The organism is Sorangium sp. So ce128 (assembly GCF_051525245.1).
GTDB lineage: Bacteria > Myxococcota_A > Polyangia > Polyangiales > Polyangiaceae > Sorangium > Sorangium cellulosum_B.
This window is the reverse complement of the sequence record NZ_CP150313.1, coordinates 10,290,622-10,308,970: the sequence shown is the minus strand read 5'-3', so window position 1 is coordinate 10,308,970 and position 18,349 is coordinate 10,290,622. Positions and strand designations below refer to the sequence as shown.

The following is an 18,349-nucleotide window of genomic DNA, read 5'->3' as shown; positions in this document are numbered from 1 at the left end:
CCAACACGGCTGCATGAGGCCGCGGCACGCCTGCTATGCTGCCCTCGATGCCGACCCTGAAGTATTTCGCCTCCGAGGGCGCGCCACGCCTGTACAGCGTCCACAAACCGGTCACGACGATCGGCAAGGCGCTCGGAAACGACGTCGCGGTCGCGGGGGCAGGGGTGCTGGACCATCACGCGCAGATCGTGTTCGACGGACGCGATTTCGTGCTGGAGGAGTGTGAGCGCGACGGGGAGATCGCGATCAACGGCAAGAAGAAGCGGCGCGCCCGCCTGGTGCACGGCGACCGGCTCCAGCTCGGCACGGTCGAGGTCGGCTTCTCGATGTTCGCCGAGGCGCCGACCGTCCAGGAGCGGCTCCCGGCGAGCGACGGCGGGGCGGAGCGGCCCGCGCCGCTGCAGGGCTCGTCGGAGCTCGCCGGCGTCCGCAAGCTGTTCGCCTTCAGCGAGAAGCTCATCAACCGGCGCAGCGTCGACGAGCTCCTCGAGGCGATGCTCGACGACGTCATCGAGCTGACGCACGCCGACAAGGGCTTCCTCCTGCTCCTCGAGGGGGCGGAGGCGGCGGCCGACACGGCGGTCTGCGGCGGCGCTCCGGCCGCGGGCGGCGATCGCAAGCTGGCGGTGCGCGCGTCGCGCAACATCCGGAAGGAGGCCATCACCGACGCGGCCGGGGGGATCTCGGACAGCATCGTGCGTCAGGTCATCGTCTCGGGCCGCCCGGTGATCGTCTCCGACGCGCTCGCCGACACGCAGTTCGGCCGGAGCGACAGCGTCATCGCGATGAAGCTCTCCAGCGTGATGTGCGCGCCGCTCCTGTCGCAGGGCCAGATCATCGGCGCGCTCTACGTCGGCAACGACAAGATCAAGCACCTCTTCGACCGCGCCCAGCTCGACCTGCTCAGCATCTTCGCGTCCCAGGCCTCGCTCATCCTCCAGAACGCGATGCTCCTGAACGCCCTCAGGGCCGACAAGGCCAAGCTCGTCGCCGAGCTGCACGACAAGAAGTTCGGCGAGATCATCGGCGCCTGCCCGTCGATGCTCGAGGTGTTCCGCAAGCTGCAGAAGGTCGCGGCGACGGACATCAGCGTGCTCATCACGGGCGAGACGGGGACCGGGAAGGAGCTCATCGCGCGGGAGCTGCACCGGCGCAGCCCGCGCGATGGCGGCCCCTTCGTCACCATCAACTGCGGCGCGATCCCCGAGAACCTCATCGAGAGCGAGCTCTTCGGCCACGTGAGGGGCGCCTTCACCGGCGCCATCGCCAGCCGCCCAGGCAAGTTCCAGGTCGCCGACAAGGGCACGCTGTTCCTCGACGAGATCGGCGAGCTGCCGCTGAACCTCCAGGTGAAGCTCCTCCGCGCGCTCCAGGAGCGGGTCGTCTTCCGCGTCGGCGACTCGAAGCCCGAGAAGGTCGACATCCGCATCGTCGCCGCCACGAACAGGAACCTCGAGGAGGAGATCCGCGCCGGCAATTTCCGGGAGGATCTCTACTACCGGCTCAACGTCGTGAACCTGTGGCTCCCGCCGCTCCGCGAGCGCGGCGACGACGTGCTCATCATCGCCAAGGTCCTTCTCTCGAAGTACGCCGACGAGCTCGGCAGCGCCGTGCGAGGCTTCAGCCCGGCCGCGCTCTCCGCGATCAAGAAGTACCCCTGGCCGGGCAACATCCGGCAGCTCGAGAACCGCATCAAGAAGGCGCTCGTCCTCTGTGACCAGGCGCTCCTCGCCGTGGAGGACCTCGATCTCGGCCCGGGCGCCGAGACGGCCGTCATGCCGCTGGAGAAGGCCAAGGAGGAGTTCCAGCGGCGGTACGTGCTGGAGGCGCTCGAGCGCAACAACGGCAACCGCACGCAGACGGCCCGCGACCTCGGCGTCGACCCGCGCACCATCTTCCGCTACCTCGAGAAGGAGCAGAACCCGATGCCGAGCGGGGCCGGCGGCGTGGCCCGCGATCCGACCGAAGCGTGATGGACTACAACCCCGAAGGGCCCTTCGCAGATCCCTGTCCCACCAAGACCCGCGCCGACCTGGAGTGGGATCGCGTCCTCGAGGCGCTCGCGGAGCGATGCGCGTCCCGGGGCGGGAAGCGGCTGGCCCGGGCCCTGCCGTTCGCGTCGACGCGCGCCGAGGCCCTCACCGCGCTCGCGGAGGTGCGCGAGGCGGTGGAGCTCGCCCGGGCCGGGGAGCCGGTGCCGGCGCGCGACGTCGCGGAGCTCGAGGACGCGCTCGATCGGGCCCGCATCGGCGCGGCGCTCGCGAACGAGGAGCTGCGCGCCGTGCTCGGCCTCCTCGAGGCCGCGCGGACGTCGCGGCAGTACCTGCAGAACCGGCGTCAGATCGCGCCCGCGCTCCACGCCGCGTGCGCGACCGACCCCGAGCTCGACGCCGTCGCGCGCGAGCTCGCGGCGGCGTTCGATCCGGACGGCACGCTCGCCGATCGCGCGTCGCCTCGCCTGGAGGCGCTTCGCGCGGAGCGGCGCGCGGTGCGCGAGCGGCTCGTCCGGCGCCTCGAGGACCTCATCCAGAAGCACGAGGACATCCTCCAGGACCGGTACTGGACGGAGCGCGACGGGCGCTACGTGCTGCCGGTGCGATCCGACGCGCACGAGCGCTTCCCCGGCATCGTCCACGCGACGAGCGCGAGCGGCGCCACCGTGTTCGTGGAGCCCCGGGTGCTCGTCGAGACGGGCAACCGGATGAAGATGGTCGACGCCGAGGTCGCGCGGGAGGAGCAGGCGATCTACGCGGCGCTCACCGCCCGCGTGGCCGAGGACGTCGAGAGCGTCGCGGCCGCCGCCCGCGCGCTGGCCCACGCCGACGTGCGGGCCGCGGCGGCGCGGCTCGCGGAGGACCTCGACCTCACCTTCCCGGACGTCCCGGAGGACGCCTTCGGGGCCGGACGGGGCGCCTCGGAGGGCGGATCGAGGCCGACCTCCATCGAGCTCATCGGGGGCCGCCACCCGCTCCTCGCGCTCGACGGCGTGAAGGTGGTCGCGAGCGACCTCGCGATGAGCGCCGGCCGCGCGATGATCGTCTCCGGACCGAACGCCGGGGGCAAGACCGTGGCCCTGAAGACGCTCGGGCTCGCCGCGCTGATGGTGCGCGCGGGCCTGCCGGTCGCGGCCGGGGAGGGCTCTCGCGTCGCGCTCTTCGACGTCGTGCTGACCGACGTCGGCGACGAGCAGAACCTCCACAAGAACCTGTCGACCTTCAGCGCCCACGTGAAAAACCTGGGGCGGATCCTCGGCGAGACGCGCCCCGGCGCGCTCGTCCTGCTCGACGAGCTCGCCGGCGGCACCGATCCGCGCGAGGGCGAGGCGCTCGCCGCGGCCGTGCTCGACGCGCTGTGCGCGCGCGGGGGCACCGTCGCCAGCACCACGCACTACGAGGGCCTCAAGGCGCTCGCGCTCGGGGATCAGCGCTTCGAGAACGCCTCGGTCGGCTTCGATCTCGCCACCATGAGCCCGACCTTTCGGCTCGTCGTCGGCGTGCCCGGCGCCTCGAGCGCGCTCGCGGTCGCGCGGCGGTTCGGCATCCCGGGCGCCGTGCTGGAGCGGGCCGAGCGCTTCCTCACGAAGGAGGCGGTCACCTTCGAGCAGATGGTCGAGAAGCTCTCCGCCGAGCGCCGCGCGCTCGAGCTCGCGCGCGAGGACGCCGAGCGGGAGGCGGCCGCCTCCCGCGCGAAGCGGCGGGAGCTCGAGGCAGAGATCGAGCGGCTCCGGGACAAGGAGCGCGGCGTGATCACGCGGGAGGGGGAGGCGCTGCTCGCCAGCCTGCGGCGCGCGCGCGAGGACCTCAAGGCGGCGCAGGCGCGCCTGCGCGGCAAGCCCACCGAGGAGGACGTGCGCGCGGCCGCTCGCGCCATGGACGCGGTGGGGCAGAAGACGTCGATCGGCGGCGAGCTCGAGCTGCGCCCGAAGGACGAGCCGCAGGCGCGGCCGGCGATCGATCCGGCCGCCATCCGCGTCGGCACCCGCGTCTACGTACCTCGCTTGCGGGCCGAGGCCGAGGTGGTGGAGGTCCTCTCGGGCGGCCAGCTGCGGGTCACCGCCGGCTCGCTCAAGCTCACGACCTCGATCGCCGAGCTGCGCGGCACCGGCGCGCCGCCGGCCGCCGCGGCGCCCCCGCAGCGCCGCGTCGATCTGGACGCTGCCGCCGACCCCGACGTCCCGATCCAGACGGCGGACAACACCGTGGATCTCCGCGGCCTGCGCGCGCACGAGGCGGTCGCGATGGCCGAGCAGTTCCTCGACCGCTCGCTCGGCGCGGGCCGCAAGGTCACGTTCTTCGTCCACGGGCACGGCACGGGCGCCCTGCGCGATGCCGTCCGCGAGGCGCTGCGCGGGAGCCCTTACGTGGCGCGCCTCCGGCCGGGCGGCCCGAGCGAGGGCGGTGACGGCGTGACGGTCGCCTGGCTGAAGTGGTGAGCGAGGCGCGCGCCTGAGCGACAGCGCGCCGTGACGCTCAGCGATCCCGGTCGACGCGGCCGAGGTTCTCGGCGATCCGGTCGAGCACGCCGTTCACGAAGGCGCCGCTCTCCTCGCTGCCGTAGCGCTTGGCGAGCTCGACCGCCTCGTCGAGGATGACCGCGCGCGGCACCTCCGGGCGGTTCATGAGCTCCCACGCGCCGAGCCGGAGGACGTTCCGATCGACGCGCGCCATCCGCTCGAGGCGCCAGTTCGTGCTCGCCTTCCGGATCGCCTCGTCCACGGCCGCGAGATCCTCGGCGACCCCGACCACCACCTCGTCCGCGTAGGAGCGTCCCTCGGGATCGCCCGGCGTCTCGCGCCAGAAGGTCGCGACGACGCGGGGCGCCGAGCTTCCACCAGCTTCCACCGCGAACAGCATCTGCAAGGCCGCTTCGCGGCCGGTAGAGCGCGCACCCATCTCTCAGAACCTTCGTTTACAGGCCAGCTGTGTCCAGCGCGGCGCCGAGCGCGAGCATCTCGATCGCGCTGACGGCGGCCTCCCACCCCTTATTGCCATGCTTCGTGCCTGCCCGCTCGACCGCTTGCTCGATCGAGTCGGTCGTGAGCACCCCGAACGTGACCGGCACCCCGGTCTGGAGCGACACGGTCGCGATCCCCTTCGTGACCTCGGCCGCCACGTAGTCGAAATGCGGCGTCGAGCCCCGGATCACCGCGCCCAGGGTGATGATCGCGTCGACGCTCTTCTTGTGCGCGAGCCTCCCCACGATGGTGGGCATCTCCCACGCGCCCGGGACGCGCACGATCGACGTCCGACCGAGCGCGCCGCCGTGCCGCGCGATGGCGTCGAGCGCGCCCTCGACCAGGCGGTCGACGATGAAGTGGTTGAAGCGGCTCGCCACGAGCGCGAAGCGCGCCCCCGGCGGGACCACCAGGTTCCCTTCGATCACCCTCGCCTGTGCCTGCCCGACCGCTTGCTCTGCCATCCGCCGTTCCTCTCTCCTGCCGCGCGGGATGCGCGATCGCCGCGATCGCGATCCTGTCCGAGCGTCCTTTTACCAGCGAACGAGCGCGCCCGTCTGTCAGGCATCGCCCTTCATCGAGACGAGCGGCACCCGCTCGATCACGGTGAGCCCGTACCCGGTGATCCCTGCGATCTTCGGCTGGCTGTTCGTGAGGAGCCGGATCTGGTGCACCCCGAGGTCCGCGAGGACCTGCGCGCCGAGGCCGAACTCCCGCAGCGTCCACGGCTGCTGCGTCTTCACGACGGGGAGCGTCTCGTCGGAGCCCGAGCCCTTCAGCAGATCCAGCTCGCGGCCCAGGTCCCCTCGCGACGGGATGTAGACGACCACCCCGACGCCGGCGCTCTCGATCGCGAGGAGCGCCTCGCGCAGGTTCGAGCCGCCGTCGAGGGGCGTCGAGCTGAAGAGGTCGGCGATGGTCGACCCGGAGTGCACGCGGCACAGGATGGGGTCCGGCGTCGCCACCGCGCCCTTGGTCAGCGCGAGGAACTGCCGCTGCTCGTTGATCACCTCGTAGACGTACACGGTCCACTCCGTTCCCGTCAGGTCGAGCCGCAGCGTCCGCTCGCCCACGCAGCGGACCAGCCGTTCGGTCTGGAGCCGGTACTGGATGAGGTCCGCCACCGTCACGATCAGCAGGCCGTGCTTCGCGGCGAACACCTCGAGATCCCGCATGCGGGCCATGCTGCCGTCGTCGTTCATGATCTCGCAGATCACGCCCGCCGGCCGGAGCCCGGCGAGGCGCGCGAGATCCACGGACCCCTCGGTCTGCCCCGTCCGCACGAGCACGCCCCCGCGTCGCGCCTTCAGCGGAAACACGTGCCCCGGCGTGACGAGATCCTCGGGCGCGGCGTCGCGCGCGATCGCGACCCGGATCGTGTGCGCCCGATCGGCGGCGCTGATCCCCGTCGTCACCCCGGTGCGCGCCTCGATGCTGACGGTGAAGGCGGTGCCGAGCGGCGGTCCGCTCCGCCCTGGCGCGGACATCATCGGCAGCTCGAGGCGCGCGACCTGCTCCTCGTCGAGGGCGAGGCAGATGAGCCCGCGCCCGTGCATCGCCATGAAGTTGATCGCCTCGGGGGTGACCGCCTCCGCGGCCATGCAGAGATCCCCCTCGTTCTCGCGATCCTCGTCGTCGACGAGGATCACCATCTTGCCCGCGCGGATGTGATCGAGCGCGGTGTTCACCCGGTCGAGGACCGCTTTGTCGATGGTCAGCCGATGAGGCATCGGGCCCCCGGAGGTCATGTCCTGGTCGAGCCTGCCGCTCGAGGCGGCTGACACAGCCTCACCAGAATCCCCCCGCGCGCAGCTTTGCGAGGAGTCGTTCGTCGTGATCCGCATGCTCTCCCGTATTTCCGCGCTCTTCGCCGCGCTCGGCGGAGGCATCGCCGCCGCGCGTGTCTTGGCTCGAGAGGCCCTTCACGCTGGCGAGCGATGCGACCTCGAGCGCCCGCGCCACGTAGCGCGCGAGCACGTCAACTTCAAGGTTGACGGCCGCGCCGGGGCGGAGCTCTCCGAGGAGAGTCCGGCCGATGGTGTGCGGCACCAGCATCACGTCGAACCAGATCTCGGCGGCGCCCGGCGTGGACACGGCGTTGAGCGTGAGGCTCGCGCCGTCGACGGCGATCGAGCCCTTGGGAGCGAGGTACGGCGCGAGCTCGGGAGGGGCGCTCACCCGGAGGCGGATCGCGTCGCCGGCCCGCGCGTGCTCGACGACGCGGCCGAGCCCGTCGACGTGGCCCAGCACCACGTGCCCCCCCATCCGCGCGCCGAGCGGCGTCGCGCGCTCGAGGTGGACGCGCGCGCCGACCGGCAGCGCGCCGAGCGTGGTGCGGCCGAGGGTCTCGGCGGACATGTCGCACTCGAAGCCGCCGGGCGCGATGCGATCGACCGTGAGGCAGGCGCCGTTCACGCTCACGGACTCGCCGAGCGTCAGCGGCCCGAGGCTCGCCTCGACGAGCGCGCGGGCCACGGCGCCGCCGCTCCGGCGGCGGAGGACCCCGATCGTCTCGACAAGCCCGGTGAACATCGCCGACGCCCCTCTGCCTAGCCCTTCGAGGTGCGGTGCCCCTGGCTGGTCAGGAGCTTGTCGATGAGCCCCTGCGAGTAGCCCGACAGCTCGGTGAAGACGACCCCCATCCCCTGCGGATCGTCGTGCACGCGCACCACCTCGCCGACGCCCTCGATCGTCTCGATGTCGTCCATGATCACGGTGAACCGCAGGTTCACCTTCGTCCCGACGGCGAGCGGCGTCTTCGAGCGTACGAACACGCCGGTCCGCGAGATGTTCGTCACGTACTCGTTGATGAACGCGTCGTAGGACTCGAACTCCTTGTTGATGGTGACGCGCTCTTCCTTGCGTCCCGTCTTCGCGTCGCTGCTCTCCGGAGAACCCTGATCGTCCACCATGACGCCTTACCTGCCTTGCAGATCGAACTGCTCGAGGTGGTACTCCTTCCGGGGCACGAGATCGATCCGGCGCTGGAACAGCCGCTCCGCCTCTTGCACGGCGATGCGCTCGTCGTTCTTCAGCAGGTCGATCACGGCCGGGTGCGCGTTGACCACGACCGAGTAGCCGGGCAGGTTCATCCGCTCGCGCCGTATCTGCCGCAGGATCTCGTAGGCGACGGTCTGCTTGGATTGCAGCTGGCCCGTCCCGTCGCAGTAGAAGCACGGCTCGAGGATCGTCCGCCCGAGGCTCTCGCGCGTCCGCTTCCGGGTCATCTCGATGAGGCCCAGATCGGAGATCCGGTTCAGCGTGGTCTTCGCCTTGTCCCTGGAGAGCAGCTCCTCGAGGCGGCGCCGCACCTTTTCCCGGTTCTGGGCGCGCTCCATGTCGATGAGGTCGAGGATGATGAGCCCGCCGATGTTGCGGAACCGGAGCTGGTAGGCGATCTCCTCGACCGCCTCCAGGTTCGTGGTCAGGATCGTCTCCTCGAGATCCTTCGACCCCTTGCCGACGAACCGCCCCGTGTTCACGTCGATCGCGGTGAGCGCCTCGGCCTGGTCGATGATCAGGTGCCCGCCCGAGGGCAGCGGGACCTTCCGCGACAGCGCCCGCTGGATCTCGTCCTCGATCCCGTACGCGTCGAAGATCGGCTCCGTCCCCTCGTAGAGCTCCACCGCGTCGGCGCGCTCGGGCATGAACATCTCGACGAAGCGCCGCAGCCGGATGTACTCCTCGCGGTCGTCGATCACGATCTTCTCGATGTCGTCGGTGAAGAGGTCGCGGGCGGTCTTCAGCACGAGGTCGAGCTCGGTGTAGAGCACTGCAGGCGCCCTCACGCCGCTCTCCCGCTTCTTCGCCACCTCGCCCCAGAGGCGCACGAGGTAGCCGACGTCGGCCTTGAGCTGCTTCTTCGTGAGACCCTCGGCGAGCGTGCGCACGATGAGCCCGCCCTGCGGGGGCTTCATCGCCTCGATGGCGTCCCGCAGCCGGGATCGCTCCTTCTCCGAGCCGATACGCTTGGAGATCCCGATGTGATCGACCGTCGGCAGGTACACGACATAGCGGCCGGGCAGCGAGATGTGGCTCGTGACCCGGGCGCCCTTCGTCCCGATCGGCTCCTTCGAGACCTGGACGATGACCTCCTGCCCTTCGCGGACGACCTCGCGGATCGGCGTCGACTTCGAGATCCGCGGCGGCTCGTTCTGCCAGCTGCGTGAGCTCTGCTGGCCCCGCGCTGCGCTCTTGCCCTTGCCGTCCCGCGGCTGCTCGCGCCCGCGCTCTCGCGTCCGCTGCTCGCGCCCGCGTTGCTCGCGATCGCGCCCCTCGCGTCCGCCCTGCTGTCCTTTGCCGCCCCGGTCGCGCCCTTCGCGGCCCTCGCGCGGCGCCTCGCGCCCCTCTCGGCCCTCACGCGGCGCCTCGCGGCCTTCGCGCGGGGCCTGGCGTCCCTCGCGCGGCGCCTCGCGGCCTTCGCGCGGGGCCTGGCGTCCCTCGCGCGGCGCCTCTCGGCCCTCGCGCGGCGCCTCGCGGCCTTCGCGCCCCTCGCGTGCTTCCGCGGGGGCCGCCTCCGCGAGCGCGGCGCCGCCCTCGAGGTTGGCGCGCCGGTCGCGCGTCCGTCCCGATCGGCGCACGCGCGCCTCGCGCCGTCCGCGCGCGCGCCCGCTGCGCGCACGCGCCGCCGGCGGGACGTCATCACCCGGGGCCGCTGCCGCGGCCTCCGGGACCGGCGGCGCGCTCGCCTCCTGTCCGGCCGGCCAGTCGTCGGCGGCGCCGTGCGCGGCGGGCTCGTCCGACGCGCTCGCCTCCTGCACTTCCGTCTCGCCGCTGTCCGCGGTGTTGCTCAGCGCTTCCGGATGCTCCTCGGCCGCGCTCCACGCGTCCGCGGCATCCTCCGGTGGCGGGGAGGCAGGCCCGACGTCGTAACCGGGCGCGTCGAGCTCGTCGTCGTCCTCGATGCTCGCTTCGTCGGGGCCGGATTCCTCGTCGCTGGCCTCGTCGGCGTCGCTGTCTCCGCCTGGCGCGACCAGCTCCTCGTCGTCGTCGTCCGCGCCGTCGTGCTCGTGCCCGTCGTCGATCTCCGGCTCCGAGTCGTCGGCCTCGTCGAGCGCCACCATCGTCCCCACGCCGGCGAACGCCTGGCCGGAGGGGCTTCCGAGCACATCGAGCGCCGTGGGCAGCTCGATCGGCACGTCGCTCCCTTCGTCGAGCGAGCCGCCGGCATCGAGCGAGCCGCCGGCATCGAACCCTTCTTCCGCCCCGAAGTCCCCTCCTTCCCGGAGCTCGTGTCGTCCGGGAGTCAGGTCGGGGCTCTCGGGCGCGGCTTCTGCGCCCGATAGCTCATGCACCTCGCTTTCGTCAGGTCTAGGCGCCTCGCTGCCACGCGCGGCGCGGCCTCGCGAGGAGGCGCGCTCTTCCTCAACAGTCCGGCGGTGCCCAGCCAGGTATGCCTCGAAATCGTCGGGCCGGATGAGGTCCTCGACGTGCAGGAAGGCTGCTCGCTCGAGCCCCACGTCGATGAACGCGGCCTGCATTCCGGGCAAAACGCGGCTGACCTTGCCGAGGTAGATGTTTCCGAGCGTCCCCTTGGAGCTCTCCCGCTCGAGATGCAGCTCAGCGATGATCCCGTTTTCGATCAGCGCGACGCGTGTCTCGCGGATGTCCACATTGATGACGAGAAGGTTCTTTCCCATGTCGGATGCCGCACATCGGCGGCGCCGCCAAGCGTTACCACGGGTTGCCCGGCCCATGAAGGCGCAACCCGGAGTATGCTGCGCGATTGGGGCCCGGGACCGGAGGTCGCCGAGGCAGGCCGGCCGCCAGTCCGTGAGCTACCTCGCGTCTCCGCCGCTCTGCCTCGGCGTCGCCTGCCGCCTGGCCTGCGGACCGGCGGCTCCTGCCGCTGGGCCCAAGGCCCTGGCCCGGAGCGCCGGTCGAGGCGTCCGCACGGCGGCGAGGGCGCGCGAGCTGGGGCGACGTCCGTCAGGAGGCGCACCTGGCCCTCGCTCGGGACCGCCCCGTTCCCTCGCCCCCGCTGGCGCGCCGCCGCTTCCGTGCTGCTCCGGAGCCGCCGGTGTCGTGCCCTGCGTCGCCCTCCGCCGGCGGCCGAGCCGCGACGGCTGGCGCGGGCGACCCGTCCGTCGCGGCTCGGCCCGCATAAAGGCCGAAGGGGGCGGCCATCTGGCGCCCCCTTCGGAGATGCGCTGCTGTTGTCAGAAGCTCACAGGCTACACACCGGCTCTCCGGCGGCATCGCAGCTCTCGGCGCACTCCTCGCAAACAGTGCACGTGATGAGGGCGTCGTAGGCCTCGACCCCGGCCGCGTTGTCCGTGCGGCACGTCTCGATGCACGTGGCCGGGTCTTCCTCCGCGGCGCAGCCATCGATACACACCACCACGTCAATACAATCGCTGCTGCCCACGCAGGCCTGGCGGACCTCTTTGCACGGACCATCGACGGCGCACTTGTAGCAGCCCGTATTCGTGTCGCGGCCGCACGTGTCCTCGGTGTCATCACAGGTCGGGGTACCCGTCGAGGAAGTGCTCGTGGCGCTCGTGCCTCCTTCTCCGCCGGAGCCGCCGTTGCCGCCGTTGCCGCCGTTGCCGCCGGAGCCGCCGTTGCCGCCGCCGCCAGAGCTGCTGCTCCCGCTGCTGCTGGTGGTGCTGGAGCCCGACGACGTGTTGCCGTCGTCACCGCAAGCCACGAGGGCGCAGCCGGAAATCAAAACCGCAGCGAATACCCAAGATTTCATGCTCAATACCTCCACAGAACCCAACCGACCCTTCATTCGTGTACTCGGCGCCCCCCCAACGCTCGGCATGCCTGCCAAACCACCCGTTTTCCTGCGACCGGCCCCCGGGTGCACCTGTGCAGATCGTCGGTCAGAGAGAAGCATCGCGCGTGGAGTTCAAAGAAAAACAGCCACGCAAGTCGTTTCTACACGCTCGGGATCGGCCGCGCAACGGCGTCGCTCGCCCCAGCACCCACCTGCCGTGGCGCTCTAAGCGGTCTGCTCGCTGATCTCTCCCAGAGCACGCCTCTCGCGGGCTGCCAGCTGCCGCAAAATTCTGCTAAAGCGGGATGTTTCCGTGCTTCTTCGGTGGGGTCTTGTCCCGCTTGTCGCGCGGGAGGTCGAGGGCCCGAGCCAGTCGAGTGCGGAGCATGCGCGTGTAGATCATCTCGTCTATGAAGCCGAGCTCGGCCGCCTTGTACGGGGCGGCGAATTTCGCCTTGTCGTCGCCGACGAAGCGTGCGCGGGCGACGGCCGGGTCGGCCGGTTGCTGGATCTCGCTGCGATACACGATGCTCACGGCGCCTTCCGGGCTCATGACCGCGAGCTCGGCCGTCGGGAAGGCGAGGTTGTAATCGATCCCGATGTGCTTGGAGGCGATGACGTCGTAAGCGCCGCCGTAGGCCTTGCGGGTGATCACCGTCGCCTCGGGCACGGTGGCTCCGGCGAACGCATAGAGGAGCTTCGCTCCGTGAGTGATGATCCCGCCCTATTCCTGGTCGAGCCCCGGGAGGAAGCCGGGCACGTCGACGAACGTGACGAGCGGGATAGTGAAGCAGTCGCAGGAGCGGACGAAGCGCGCCGCCTCGATGTCGAGGCAGCCGGCGAGCACCTGGGGCGGGTTCGCGACCACCCCGATGGGCGCGCCTCCGATCCGGGCGAGCCCGACCACGATGTTCTGCGCAAAGCGCTCGTGGATCTCGAGGCGGCGGCCGTCGTCGGCCCCGGCGCCCCACCATGCCCCCCCGGAGGGATCGAAATCCCGCCGCGCGCGACCGCGCGACGCCATGGCAGGGCGACGACCCCTTGCGGCCTGTACGCCAAGGGAGCGAGGCCGGCGGAACCGTGCGAACCGTGCGAACCGTGCGAAACATGCGAAACATGTGAAACGCGCGCGACCTGGAGACGCGGGGACGTGCGAGGCGCGCGGGACCTGCGACGAAAAATGACCGCGGTCCTCGAGCGGCTCCGCCCTACTCTCTTGCGCGGGCGAGGGGACACCACGTACGCTGAGCGGCGCTCAGCTGCCGATGGTAAATGCAGGAATTCCCGATACGTAGACCATCTGAAGACCGGGACGCGGGGGCCGCCATCGCCGCTGCGGACCCGCCGCGCCGCGACTTCGAACGGGGCAGCTCGGGCCGGCGTGGCAGCAGAGCGGTCGCCTGCCACGGCAACTGACGTGCGGCGCCTCGTGAGATGCGCACGGAACAGCGTCACCGGCAGCCCTCGATCGTTCGCGGGAGCGCCACGCGCTCCTGGCTCGCGGCGCCTTGCGCCCGACGGCCTCAGCGTGGCCTTCCGCCTCGCGTCGCGGGGTGAGATCGTTTCGGACGAGAGGTCGCTCGAGTGAAGCTCGCTCAGACTCGTGAGGCTCGTGCCCTGGCCGTCGCCGCCGTGGCGCGAGGGCTCATCGAGCCCAACGCCCTTTGGGATATGGCTTGCCGATGGACCCTCGGCGGCGCGTCGACGCCCCAGGAGCTCTTCGAGGGGATCCTCACGCCGGAGCAGCTGGCGGCGCTGCCGGAGCTGCTCGCGCAGGAGGGCCGCAGCCCGCCCGTCGCGCGCGCCCTCTCGCCGCAGAGCGAGGACCAGGACGCGCTGCGCTTCGACACGCAGCGGGAGATCGACCTGCCCGGAGAGGACGTCGGGGCCGATTTCCCGACGCTCGCGACCTCCGCCACGCGCGCCGTGAACTCCGGCGGCACCCGGTACGAGGTGGGCGAGGCGCTCGGGGCCGGGGGCGCCGGGAAGGTGGTGAAGGCGCGCGATCGGGAGATCGGGCGCGTGGTCGCGCTGAAGACCTTGAAGCCGGGGGCCGAGGAGGACTCCGCGGTAGGCAACCGCTTCCGGACCGAGGCGCGGATCACGGCCCAGCTCGAGCACCCGAACATCATCCCGGTCTATGACCTCGGCACGCTGCCGAACGGTCAGCCGTACTACTCCATGCGGGTCGTCAAGCGGCAGAGCCTGCAGAACGTGCTGACGAACCCCGAGCTCCGCAGACAATGGCCGCTCGTCCGGCTCATCGGCGCGTTCGTGCAGATCTCCCGGGCGCTGGCCTACGCGCACCGGCGAGGCGTCGCCCACCGCGACATCAAGCCGGAGAACGTGCTGCTCGGCGACTACGGCGAGGTCTACCTGGGCGACTGGGGCAACGCGAAGCTGCTCGCGAGGGCGGAGGTGAGCGAGCCGATCTCCGTCGATCCGAGCGGGCAGGACTTCGGCCGCAGGCGGCACGAGGCGATCGCGAGCGCGCTCTCGGGCACGCCCGGCTACATCGCGCCCGAGCAGATCCGAGGGGACCACGCGCGGATCGATCACCGCGCGGACATCTTCGCGCTCGGCGTGGTGCTCTACGAGATCCTCACCGGCGAGCACCCGTTCGACGCGCCGACCGTCCTCGCCGTGATCCTCGCGACGCAGACGCGCGACCCCAGGCCGCCGCGTTCGATCGCGCCGAGCTGCCCGCTGCTGCTCGAGGACCTCTGCCTGGCGATGCTCGCGAAGGACCCTGATCAGCGGCCGCCGACCGCCGACCGCGTCGCGGCGGAGGCGGAGGCGTTCCTCGAGGGCGCCAAGGAGCGGATGCGCCGCCGCGAGGAGGCCATCAAGCTCTGCGAGCTCGCCAAGGCTCCGCTCGAGCGTGACCGGCGGCTCGACGGCGAGCGCGAGCGGCTCGTCGAGGAGGCGCGGCGGCTGCTCAAGGACGTGAAGGAATACGAGGCGATCGAGCGCAAGCGGGCGGGGTGGCAGCTCGAGGACAGGGCCGCCGGGGTCGAGCGCGAGCAGGCGCGCGCCGCGGCGGAGGCGATCGATCTCTATACGAAGGCGCTGGCGTACGATCCGGACCTGGTCGAGGCGCGCGCCGGGCTCGCGGACCTCTACTGGTCGCGCGCGGTGCGGGCGGACCAGGAGCACCAGCACGCGGCGCGCATCTACCACGAGGCGCTCGTGGCGGAGTTCGACGTCGGCCGCTACGCCGCGCTGCTCACCGCCGATTCGGTCCTCTCGTTCGACTCGTCGCCGCCCGGCGCGAGCGTCGTCGCGTACCGTTACGTCGAGAAGGATCGCATCCTCGTGGCGAGCGACGAGCGCTCGCTCGGCCGCACCCCGCTCCGCGAGGTGCACCTCAAGCCGGGCAGCTACCTCTTCATCCTGAAGCGCGCCGGCTGTCGGGACGTGCGCTATCCGCTGCTGCTCAAGCGGGGCACCCACCACCGCGTCGAGGTGAACCTCTACACCGACGCGGAGATCGGCGAGGGGTTCGTGTACATCCCGGGGGGGACCTTCATCGCCGGCGGCGACGCGCAGGCCGACGATCCGCTCCGCCGCGCCGAGCTCCACGTCCCCGACGTCGCGATCGCGAAGTTCCCCGTCACCTTCCGCGAGTATTGCGAGTTCCTGAACGAGCTCGAGACGCGCGATCTCGATCTCGCCCTCAAGCGCGCGCCGCACGGGACGCGCGGCTCCGAGGGTTACGTCGCGCGGCCCGCCAGCAGCGGCGGCTGGGAGCCGTTGCCCAGCGTGGTCGAGGGCGACGCGCAGAAGCGGTTCCCGGCGGAGGAAGGGCACCTCTGGAACCTGCCGGTCATCCTCATCGACTGGTTCGACGCCGTGGCCTACTGCCGTTTCCGGAGCGAGCGCGACGGGATCGAGATCCGACTGCCCACCGAGCTGGAGTGGGAGAAGGCGGCTCGCGGGACCGACGGCCGGTTCTACCCGTGGGGAGATCACTTCGACCCGACGTTCTGTCTGATGCGCTCGTCGCGGCCGTTCCTGGCACAGCCAGAGCCGGTAGGGACCTTTCCCATCGACACCTCGCCCTACGGCGTGCGCGACATGGCGGGCGGCGTGCGCGAGTGGGTCGCCGATGTGAACGGCGAGAGATCGTGGGCGGAGACGTCGGGTGAGCTCGAATCGACCGCCGACGCTGGCGGAGACGCGCCGCCGTGGCGCATCGCCCGCTCCGGGAGCTGGGCCGCGGACTCGCAGCAGTGCAGGAGCGCGTCGCGCACCCGCTTCTTCGGGATCGCGCGGGCGCTGAACCTGTCGTTCCGGGTCGCGAAGCCGCTCTCGCGGGGCCCGGGTCGCTGAGCGGGCGGCTCAGCCGCCAGGCCCCGCCGGGGGGTCGACGTACTCGACCTCGACGCCGCGGTGCGTGCGGAGGACGGTGCGCCCCGGCCGACGGTCGACGACGTAGTCGGGCCCGATGGGCACCTTGCCCATCCCGCCGGGCGTATCCACGATCAGCTTCGGCAGCGCGATGCCGGTGAGCCGGCCCTGGAGCTGCTCCATGAGGGAGACGCCGGTCGCGAGCGGCGTGCGCAGGTGCGCCGTGCCGCGCACGGGGTCCATCTGGAGCAGGTAATAGGGGCGCACCCGCCAGCGCACGAGACCCCGGAAGAGCGTGGCCAGCGTCGTCGCGTCGTCGTTGATGCCGCGCAGCAGCACGGTCTGGTTCATGACGGGGAAGCCGTGATCCGCGAGGCGCTTGCACGCGCGCTCGGCGGCGGGCGTGAGCTCCTTCGGGTGGTTGAAGTGCGTCATCACCCAGAGCGGGTGATACGGCTTGAGCGCGCGCACGAGCTCCGCGGTGATCCGCTGCGGCAGCGTGACCGGCACGCGCGTGGCGATCCGGATCGTCTCCACGCTCTGGATCTGCCGCAGCCGAGCGATGAGCCGCACGACGCGGTCCGTCGAGACGGCGAGCGGATCGCCGCCGCTCACGATGACATCGCGCACCTCCGGATGCGCCTCGAGGTACGCCATCGCCGGCGCGAGGCGCTCGAGCGCCACCGCGCCGCCGCCGTCGCCGACCATGCGTGATCGGGTGCAGAAGCGGCAGTAGACGGCGCAGCGGTCGGTCGCGAGGAGCAGCGCGCGATCCGGGTACCGCTGCACGAGGTGGGGGGCGACCTCGTGCGCGACCTCGCCGAGGGGGTCGACCAGATCGCCTGGCACCTCGGCGGCCTCGTCGGCGAGCGGCACGCACTGCCGCCGGATCGGGCACGCCGGATCGCCGCTGTCGCAGAGGCTCAGGTAATAGGGGGTGACGCGGATGGGCAGCCCCGCCTTTTCGGCGCGCCTGGCGCCATCGAGCTCCTCCGGCGTCAGCGACAGCGCCCGGTGGAGCTCATCGGCGCTCGAGAGAGCGTGACGCAGCTGCCATGTCCAGTCGCTCTTCCGCGTCTTCACGCGGGCTGGTCGCGCTCCCTGCTGCGCGCTCGCGGCGAGCGGCCCCGGTCGCTCCGGCAGCGCGACGGCGCGGGCGTTCGCGCTTTCCTCGCCGGGTCGCCGGGCGAGCCGCGCGGCGGCGACGAGCTCGCTACTTGCCCGCATCGCTCGACGGCGCCGCGACAGCGCCGGACCGCTCCGGCTGTGGCGTGCGGGGCTTCGCGGGATCGGGCTGCGCCGCGCTCCCGGTCTCCATGAGCTGCTCCGGCAGCTTGACCGAGGAGAGCGCCGCCTCGTTGATCTCGACGGGGAACTTCTTCCGCAGCTCGTCCTCGAGAGCGCGCTCCTGGTCCTGCATCTTCTGCTGCATGAGCGCGACCCGGATCGAGCGTTCGGCCTCCGCGAACTCGCGCCGGTGCCCGCTGGTGAGCCCGTTCAGGCGGACGATGAAGAACCGTCCGTCGGCCTCGACGACCTCCTCGCCGACCGCACCCACGCCGCCGATGCGAAAGGCGGCCGCGCGGACCGGCTCTGGGACGCGGGGGTGGGCGCCGCGCGGATCGCCGGGCGGGCTGACGATGCCGAGCTCTCCGGCGAGATCGAGCGGCGAGGCCGCGCTCTTGTCCTTCGGCGCCGTGAGCGAGTGCTTGAGGAAGAGCTCACCCCACGCGCTGCTGCTCCCGGCCTTCTGCGCCTCCTTGAGGACCTTCTCCCCGAGCGCTCGGTCGCCGACGACGATGGCGGCGACGCGCCTGCGCTCGGGCTCGCTGAACTTGTCGGCGTTCGCCTCGTAGTACGCGCGCACCTCGGACGCGGGGATGTCGGCCGGCGCGGGCAGGCCCTTTCGCGCCCGGGCGATCATCGCCTCGCGGAGTATCTGCCGGATCGTGTCCTCGACCGCGGGGTCCTTGTCGAGGCCTCGGCGCCGGGCTTCCAGCGCGAGCAGCTCCGCGTCGATGAGCTCGCTGAGCAGCTCGCGGCGGCGCTCCTTCGTCTGGTACCGGAGCCGATCGAACTGGTCCATTCGCTCCAGCGTCCTGCCGAAGTCGCCCAGCGTGATCACCCTGTCCCCGACCTTCGCGAGCACGCGCGCCGACTGCTCGGCGGTGAGGCCGAAGACCGGATCCCCCGCGTCCGAGGGGACCTGGAGGGCGGGCTCATCGCAGCCCGCGACGAGCGCGACGAGCGAGATGGCGAGCAGGGGTCGGCGCACCGGAGCTCGGGTCATTGCTGGCTCGGGGTCTAGCACGGTTTCCGCGTGG

Annotated in this window: 12 protein-coding genes and 1 pseudogene; 3 read left to right on the top strand and 10 right to left on the bottom strand. The window is 71.6% G+C overall.

Translation table 11 applies throughout. The annotated features are described in order from the left end of the window. Window positions 1-35: 35 nt before the first annotated feature. Both WME82_RS39015 and WME82_RS39010 read left to right on the top strand, forming a co-directional pair. A complete protein-coding gene (locus WME82_RS39015) occupies window positions 36-1,973 on the top strand; it encodes a sigma 54-interacting transcriptional regulator (protein WP_438039467.1) in 1,938 nt (645 codons plus the stop codon). Further along, a complete protein-coding gene (locus WME82_RS39010; protein WP_438039466.1) occupies window positions 1,973-4,432 on the top strand; it encodes an endonuclease MutS2 in 2,460 nt (819 codons plus the stop codon). The genes WME82_RS39015 and WME82_RS39010 overlap by 1 nt, the downstream gene beginning before the upstream one ends. 37 nt (window positions 4,433-4,469) lie before the next feature. Here WME82_RS39010 and nusB read toward each other — a convergent pair whose 3' ends face one another. The 8 genes and pseudogenes from nusB to WME82_RS38970 all read right to left on the bottom strand — a co-directional run. Next, a complete protein-coding gene (nusB, locus tag WME82_RS39005; RefSeq protein ID WP_438039465.1) occupies window positions 4,470-4,892 on the bottom strand; it encodes a transcription antitermination factor NusB in 423 nt (140 codons plus the stop codon). Window positions 4,893-4,908: 16 nt separating this feature from the next. Next, complete coding sequence (gene ribH, locus WME82_RS39000; RefSeq protein ID WP_272102824.1) at window positions 4,909-5,418, bottom strand: 6,7-dimethyl-8-ribityllumazine synthase; 510 nt, start codon at window positions 5,416-5,418, stop codon at window positions 4,909-4,911. A 96-nt stretch (window positions 5,419-5,514) separates the two neighbouring features. Next, complete coding sequence (gene ribB, locus WME82_RS38995) at window positions 5,515-6,684, bottom strand: 3,4-dihydroxy-2-butanone-4-phosphate synthase (protein WP_438039464.1); 1,170 nt, start codon at window positions 6,682-6,684, stop codon at window positions 5,515-5,517. A 58-nt stretch (window positions 6,685-6,742) separates the two neighbouring features. Next, window positions 6,743-7,486: a riboflavin synthase gene (locus WME82_RS38990; protein ID WP_437853047.1), complete on the bottom strand. Its 744-nt coding sequence runs from the start codon at window positions 7,484-7,486 to the stop codon at window positions 6,743-6,745. 17 nt (window positions 7,487-7,503) lie between these two features. Continuing rightward, complete coding sequence (locus tag WME82_RS38985) at window positions 7,504-7,866, bottom strand: PilZ domain-containing protein (protein ID WP_012239873.1); 363 nt, start codon at window positions 7,864-7,866, stop codon at window positions 7,504-7,506. A 6-nt stretch (window positions 7,867-7,872) separates the two neighbouring features. Next, a complete protein-coding gene (locus tag WME82_RS38980) occupies window positions 7,873-10,593 on the bottom strand; it encodes an Rne/Rng family ribonuclease (RefSeq protein ID WP_438039463.1) in 2,721 nt (906 codons plus the stop codon). A 527-nt stretch (window positions 10,594-11,120) separates the two neighbouring features. After that, on the bottom strand, window positions 11,121-11,651 hold the full coding sequence (locus WME82_RS38975; RefSeq protein ID WP_437741585.1) for a hypothetical protein: 531 nt from the start codon (window positions 11,649-11,651) through the stop codon (window positions 11,121-11,123). Window positions 11,652-11,970: 319 nt separating this feature from the next. Beyond that, window positions 11,971-12,630: pseudogene (locus WME82_RS38970) on the bottom strand (carboxyl transferase domain-containing protein); the annotation flags it as partial. A 716-nt stretch (window positions 12,631-13,346) separates the two neighbouring features. Here WME82_RS38970 and WME82_RS38965 point away from each other — a divergent pair. Then, window positions 13,347-16,007 carry a protein kinase domain-containing protein gene (locus WME82_RS38965; protein ID WP_437741584.1) on the top strand — a complete coding sequence of 887 codons (2,661 nt, stop codon included), beginning with the start codon at window positions 13,347-13,349 and terminating at the stop codon, window positions 16,005-16,007. A 9-nt stretch (window positions 16,008-16,016) separates the two neighbouring features. Here the strand turns inward: WME82_RS38965 and WME82_RS38960 are convergent, their stop codons facing one another. Both WME82_RS38960 and WME82_RS38955 read right to left on the bottom strand, forming a co-directional pair. Beyond that, window positions 16,017-17,252, bottom strand: coding sequence for a KamA family radical SAM protein (locus WME82_RS38960; protein ID WP_438039462.1), 1,236 nt, complete (start codon window positions 17,250-17,252; stop codon window positions 16,017-16,019). After that, a complete protein-coding gene (locus WME82_RS38955) occupies window positions 17,239-18,300 on the bottom strand; it encodes a peptidylprolyl isomerase (protein WP_438039461.1) in 1,062 nt (353 codons plus the stop codon). The genes WME82_RS38960 and WME82_RS38955 overlap by 14 nt, the downstream gene beginning before the upstream one ends. Window positions 18,301-18,349: the final 49 nt, after the last annotated feature.

Excerpts from the sequence above, each read along its gene's own strand:
- WME82_RS38990 (WP_437853047.1), bottom strand. The coding sequence starts at position 7,486 with ATGTTCACCGGGCTTGTCGAGACGATCGGGGTCCTCCGCCGCCGGAGC.
- WME82_RS38980 (WP_438039463.1), bottom strand. The coding sequence starts at position 10,593 with ATGGGAAAGAACCTTCTCGTCATCAATGTGGACATCCGCGAGACACGC.
- WME82_RS38975 (WP_437741585.1), bottom strand. The coding sequence starts at position 11,651 with ATGAAATCTTGGGTATTCGCTGCGGTTTTGATTTCCGGCTGCGCCCTC.
- ribH (WP_272102824.1), bottom strand. The coding sequence starts at position 5,418 with ATGGCAGAGCAAGCGGTCGGGCAGGCACAGGCGAGGGTGATCGAAGGG.
- WME82_RS38960 (WP_438039462.1), bottom strand. The coding sequence starts at position 17,252 with ATGCGGGCAAGTAGCGAGCTCGTCGCCGCCGCGCGGCTCGCCCGGCGA.
- ribB (WP_438039464.1), bottom strand. The coding sequence starts at position 6,684 with ATGCCTCATCGGCTGACCATCGACAAAGCGGTCCTCGACCGGGTGAAC.
- WME82_RS39015 (WP_438039467.1), top strand. The coding sequence starts at position 36 with ATGCTGCCCTCGATGCCGACCCTGAAGTATTTCGCCTCCGAGGGCGCG.
- WME82_RS38985 (WP_012239873.1), bottom strand. The coding sequence starts at position 7,866 with ATGGTGGACGATCAGGGTTCTCCGGAGAGCAGCGACGCGAAGACGGGA.
- nusB (WP_438039465.1), bottom strand. The coding sequence starts at position 4,892 with ATGGGTGCGCGCTCTACCGGCCGCGAAGCGGCCTTGCAGATGCTGTTC.
- WME82_RS38965 (WP_437741584.1), top strand. The coding sequence starts at position 13,347 with ATGGCTTGCCGATGGACCCTCGGCGGCGCGTCGACGCCCCAGGAGCTC.
- WME82_RS39010 (WP_438039466.1), top strand. The coding sequence starts at position 1,973 with ATGGACTACAACCCCGAAGGGCCCTTCGCAGATCCCTGTCCCACCAAG.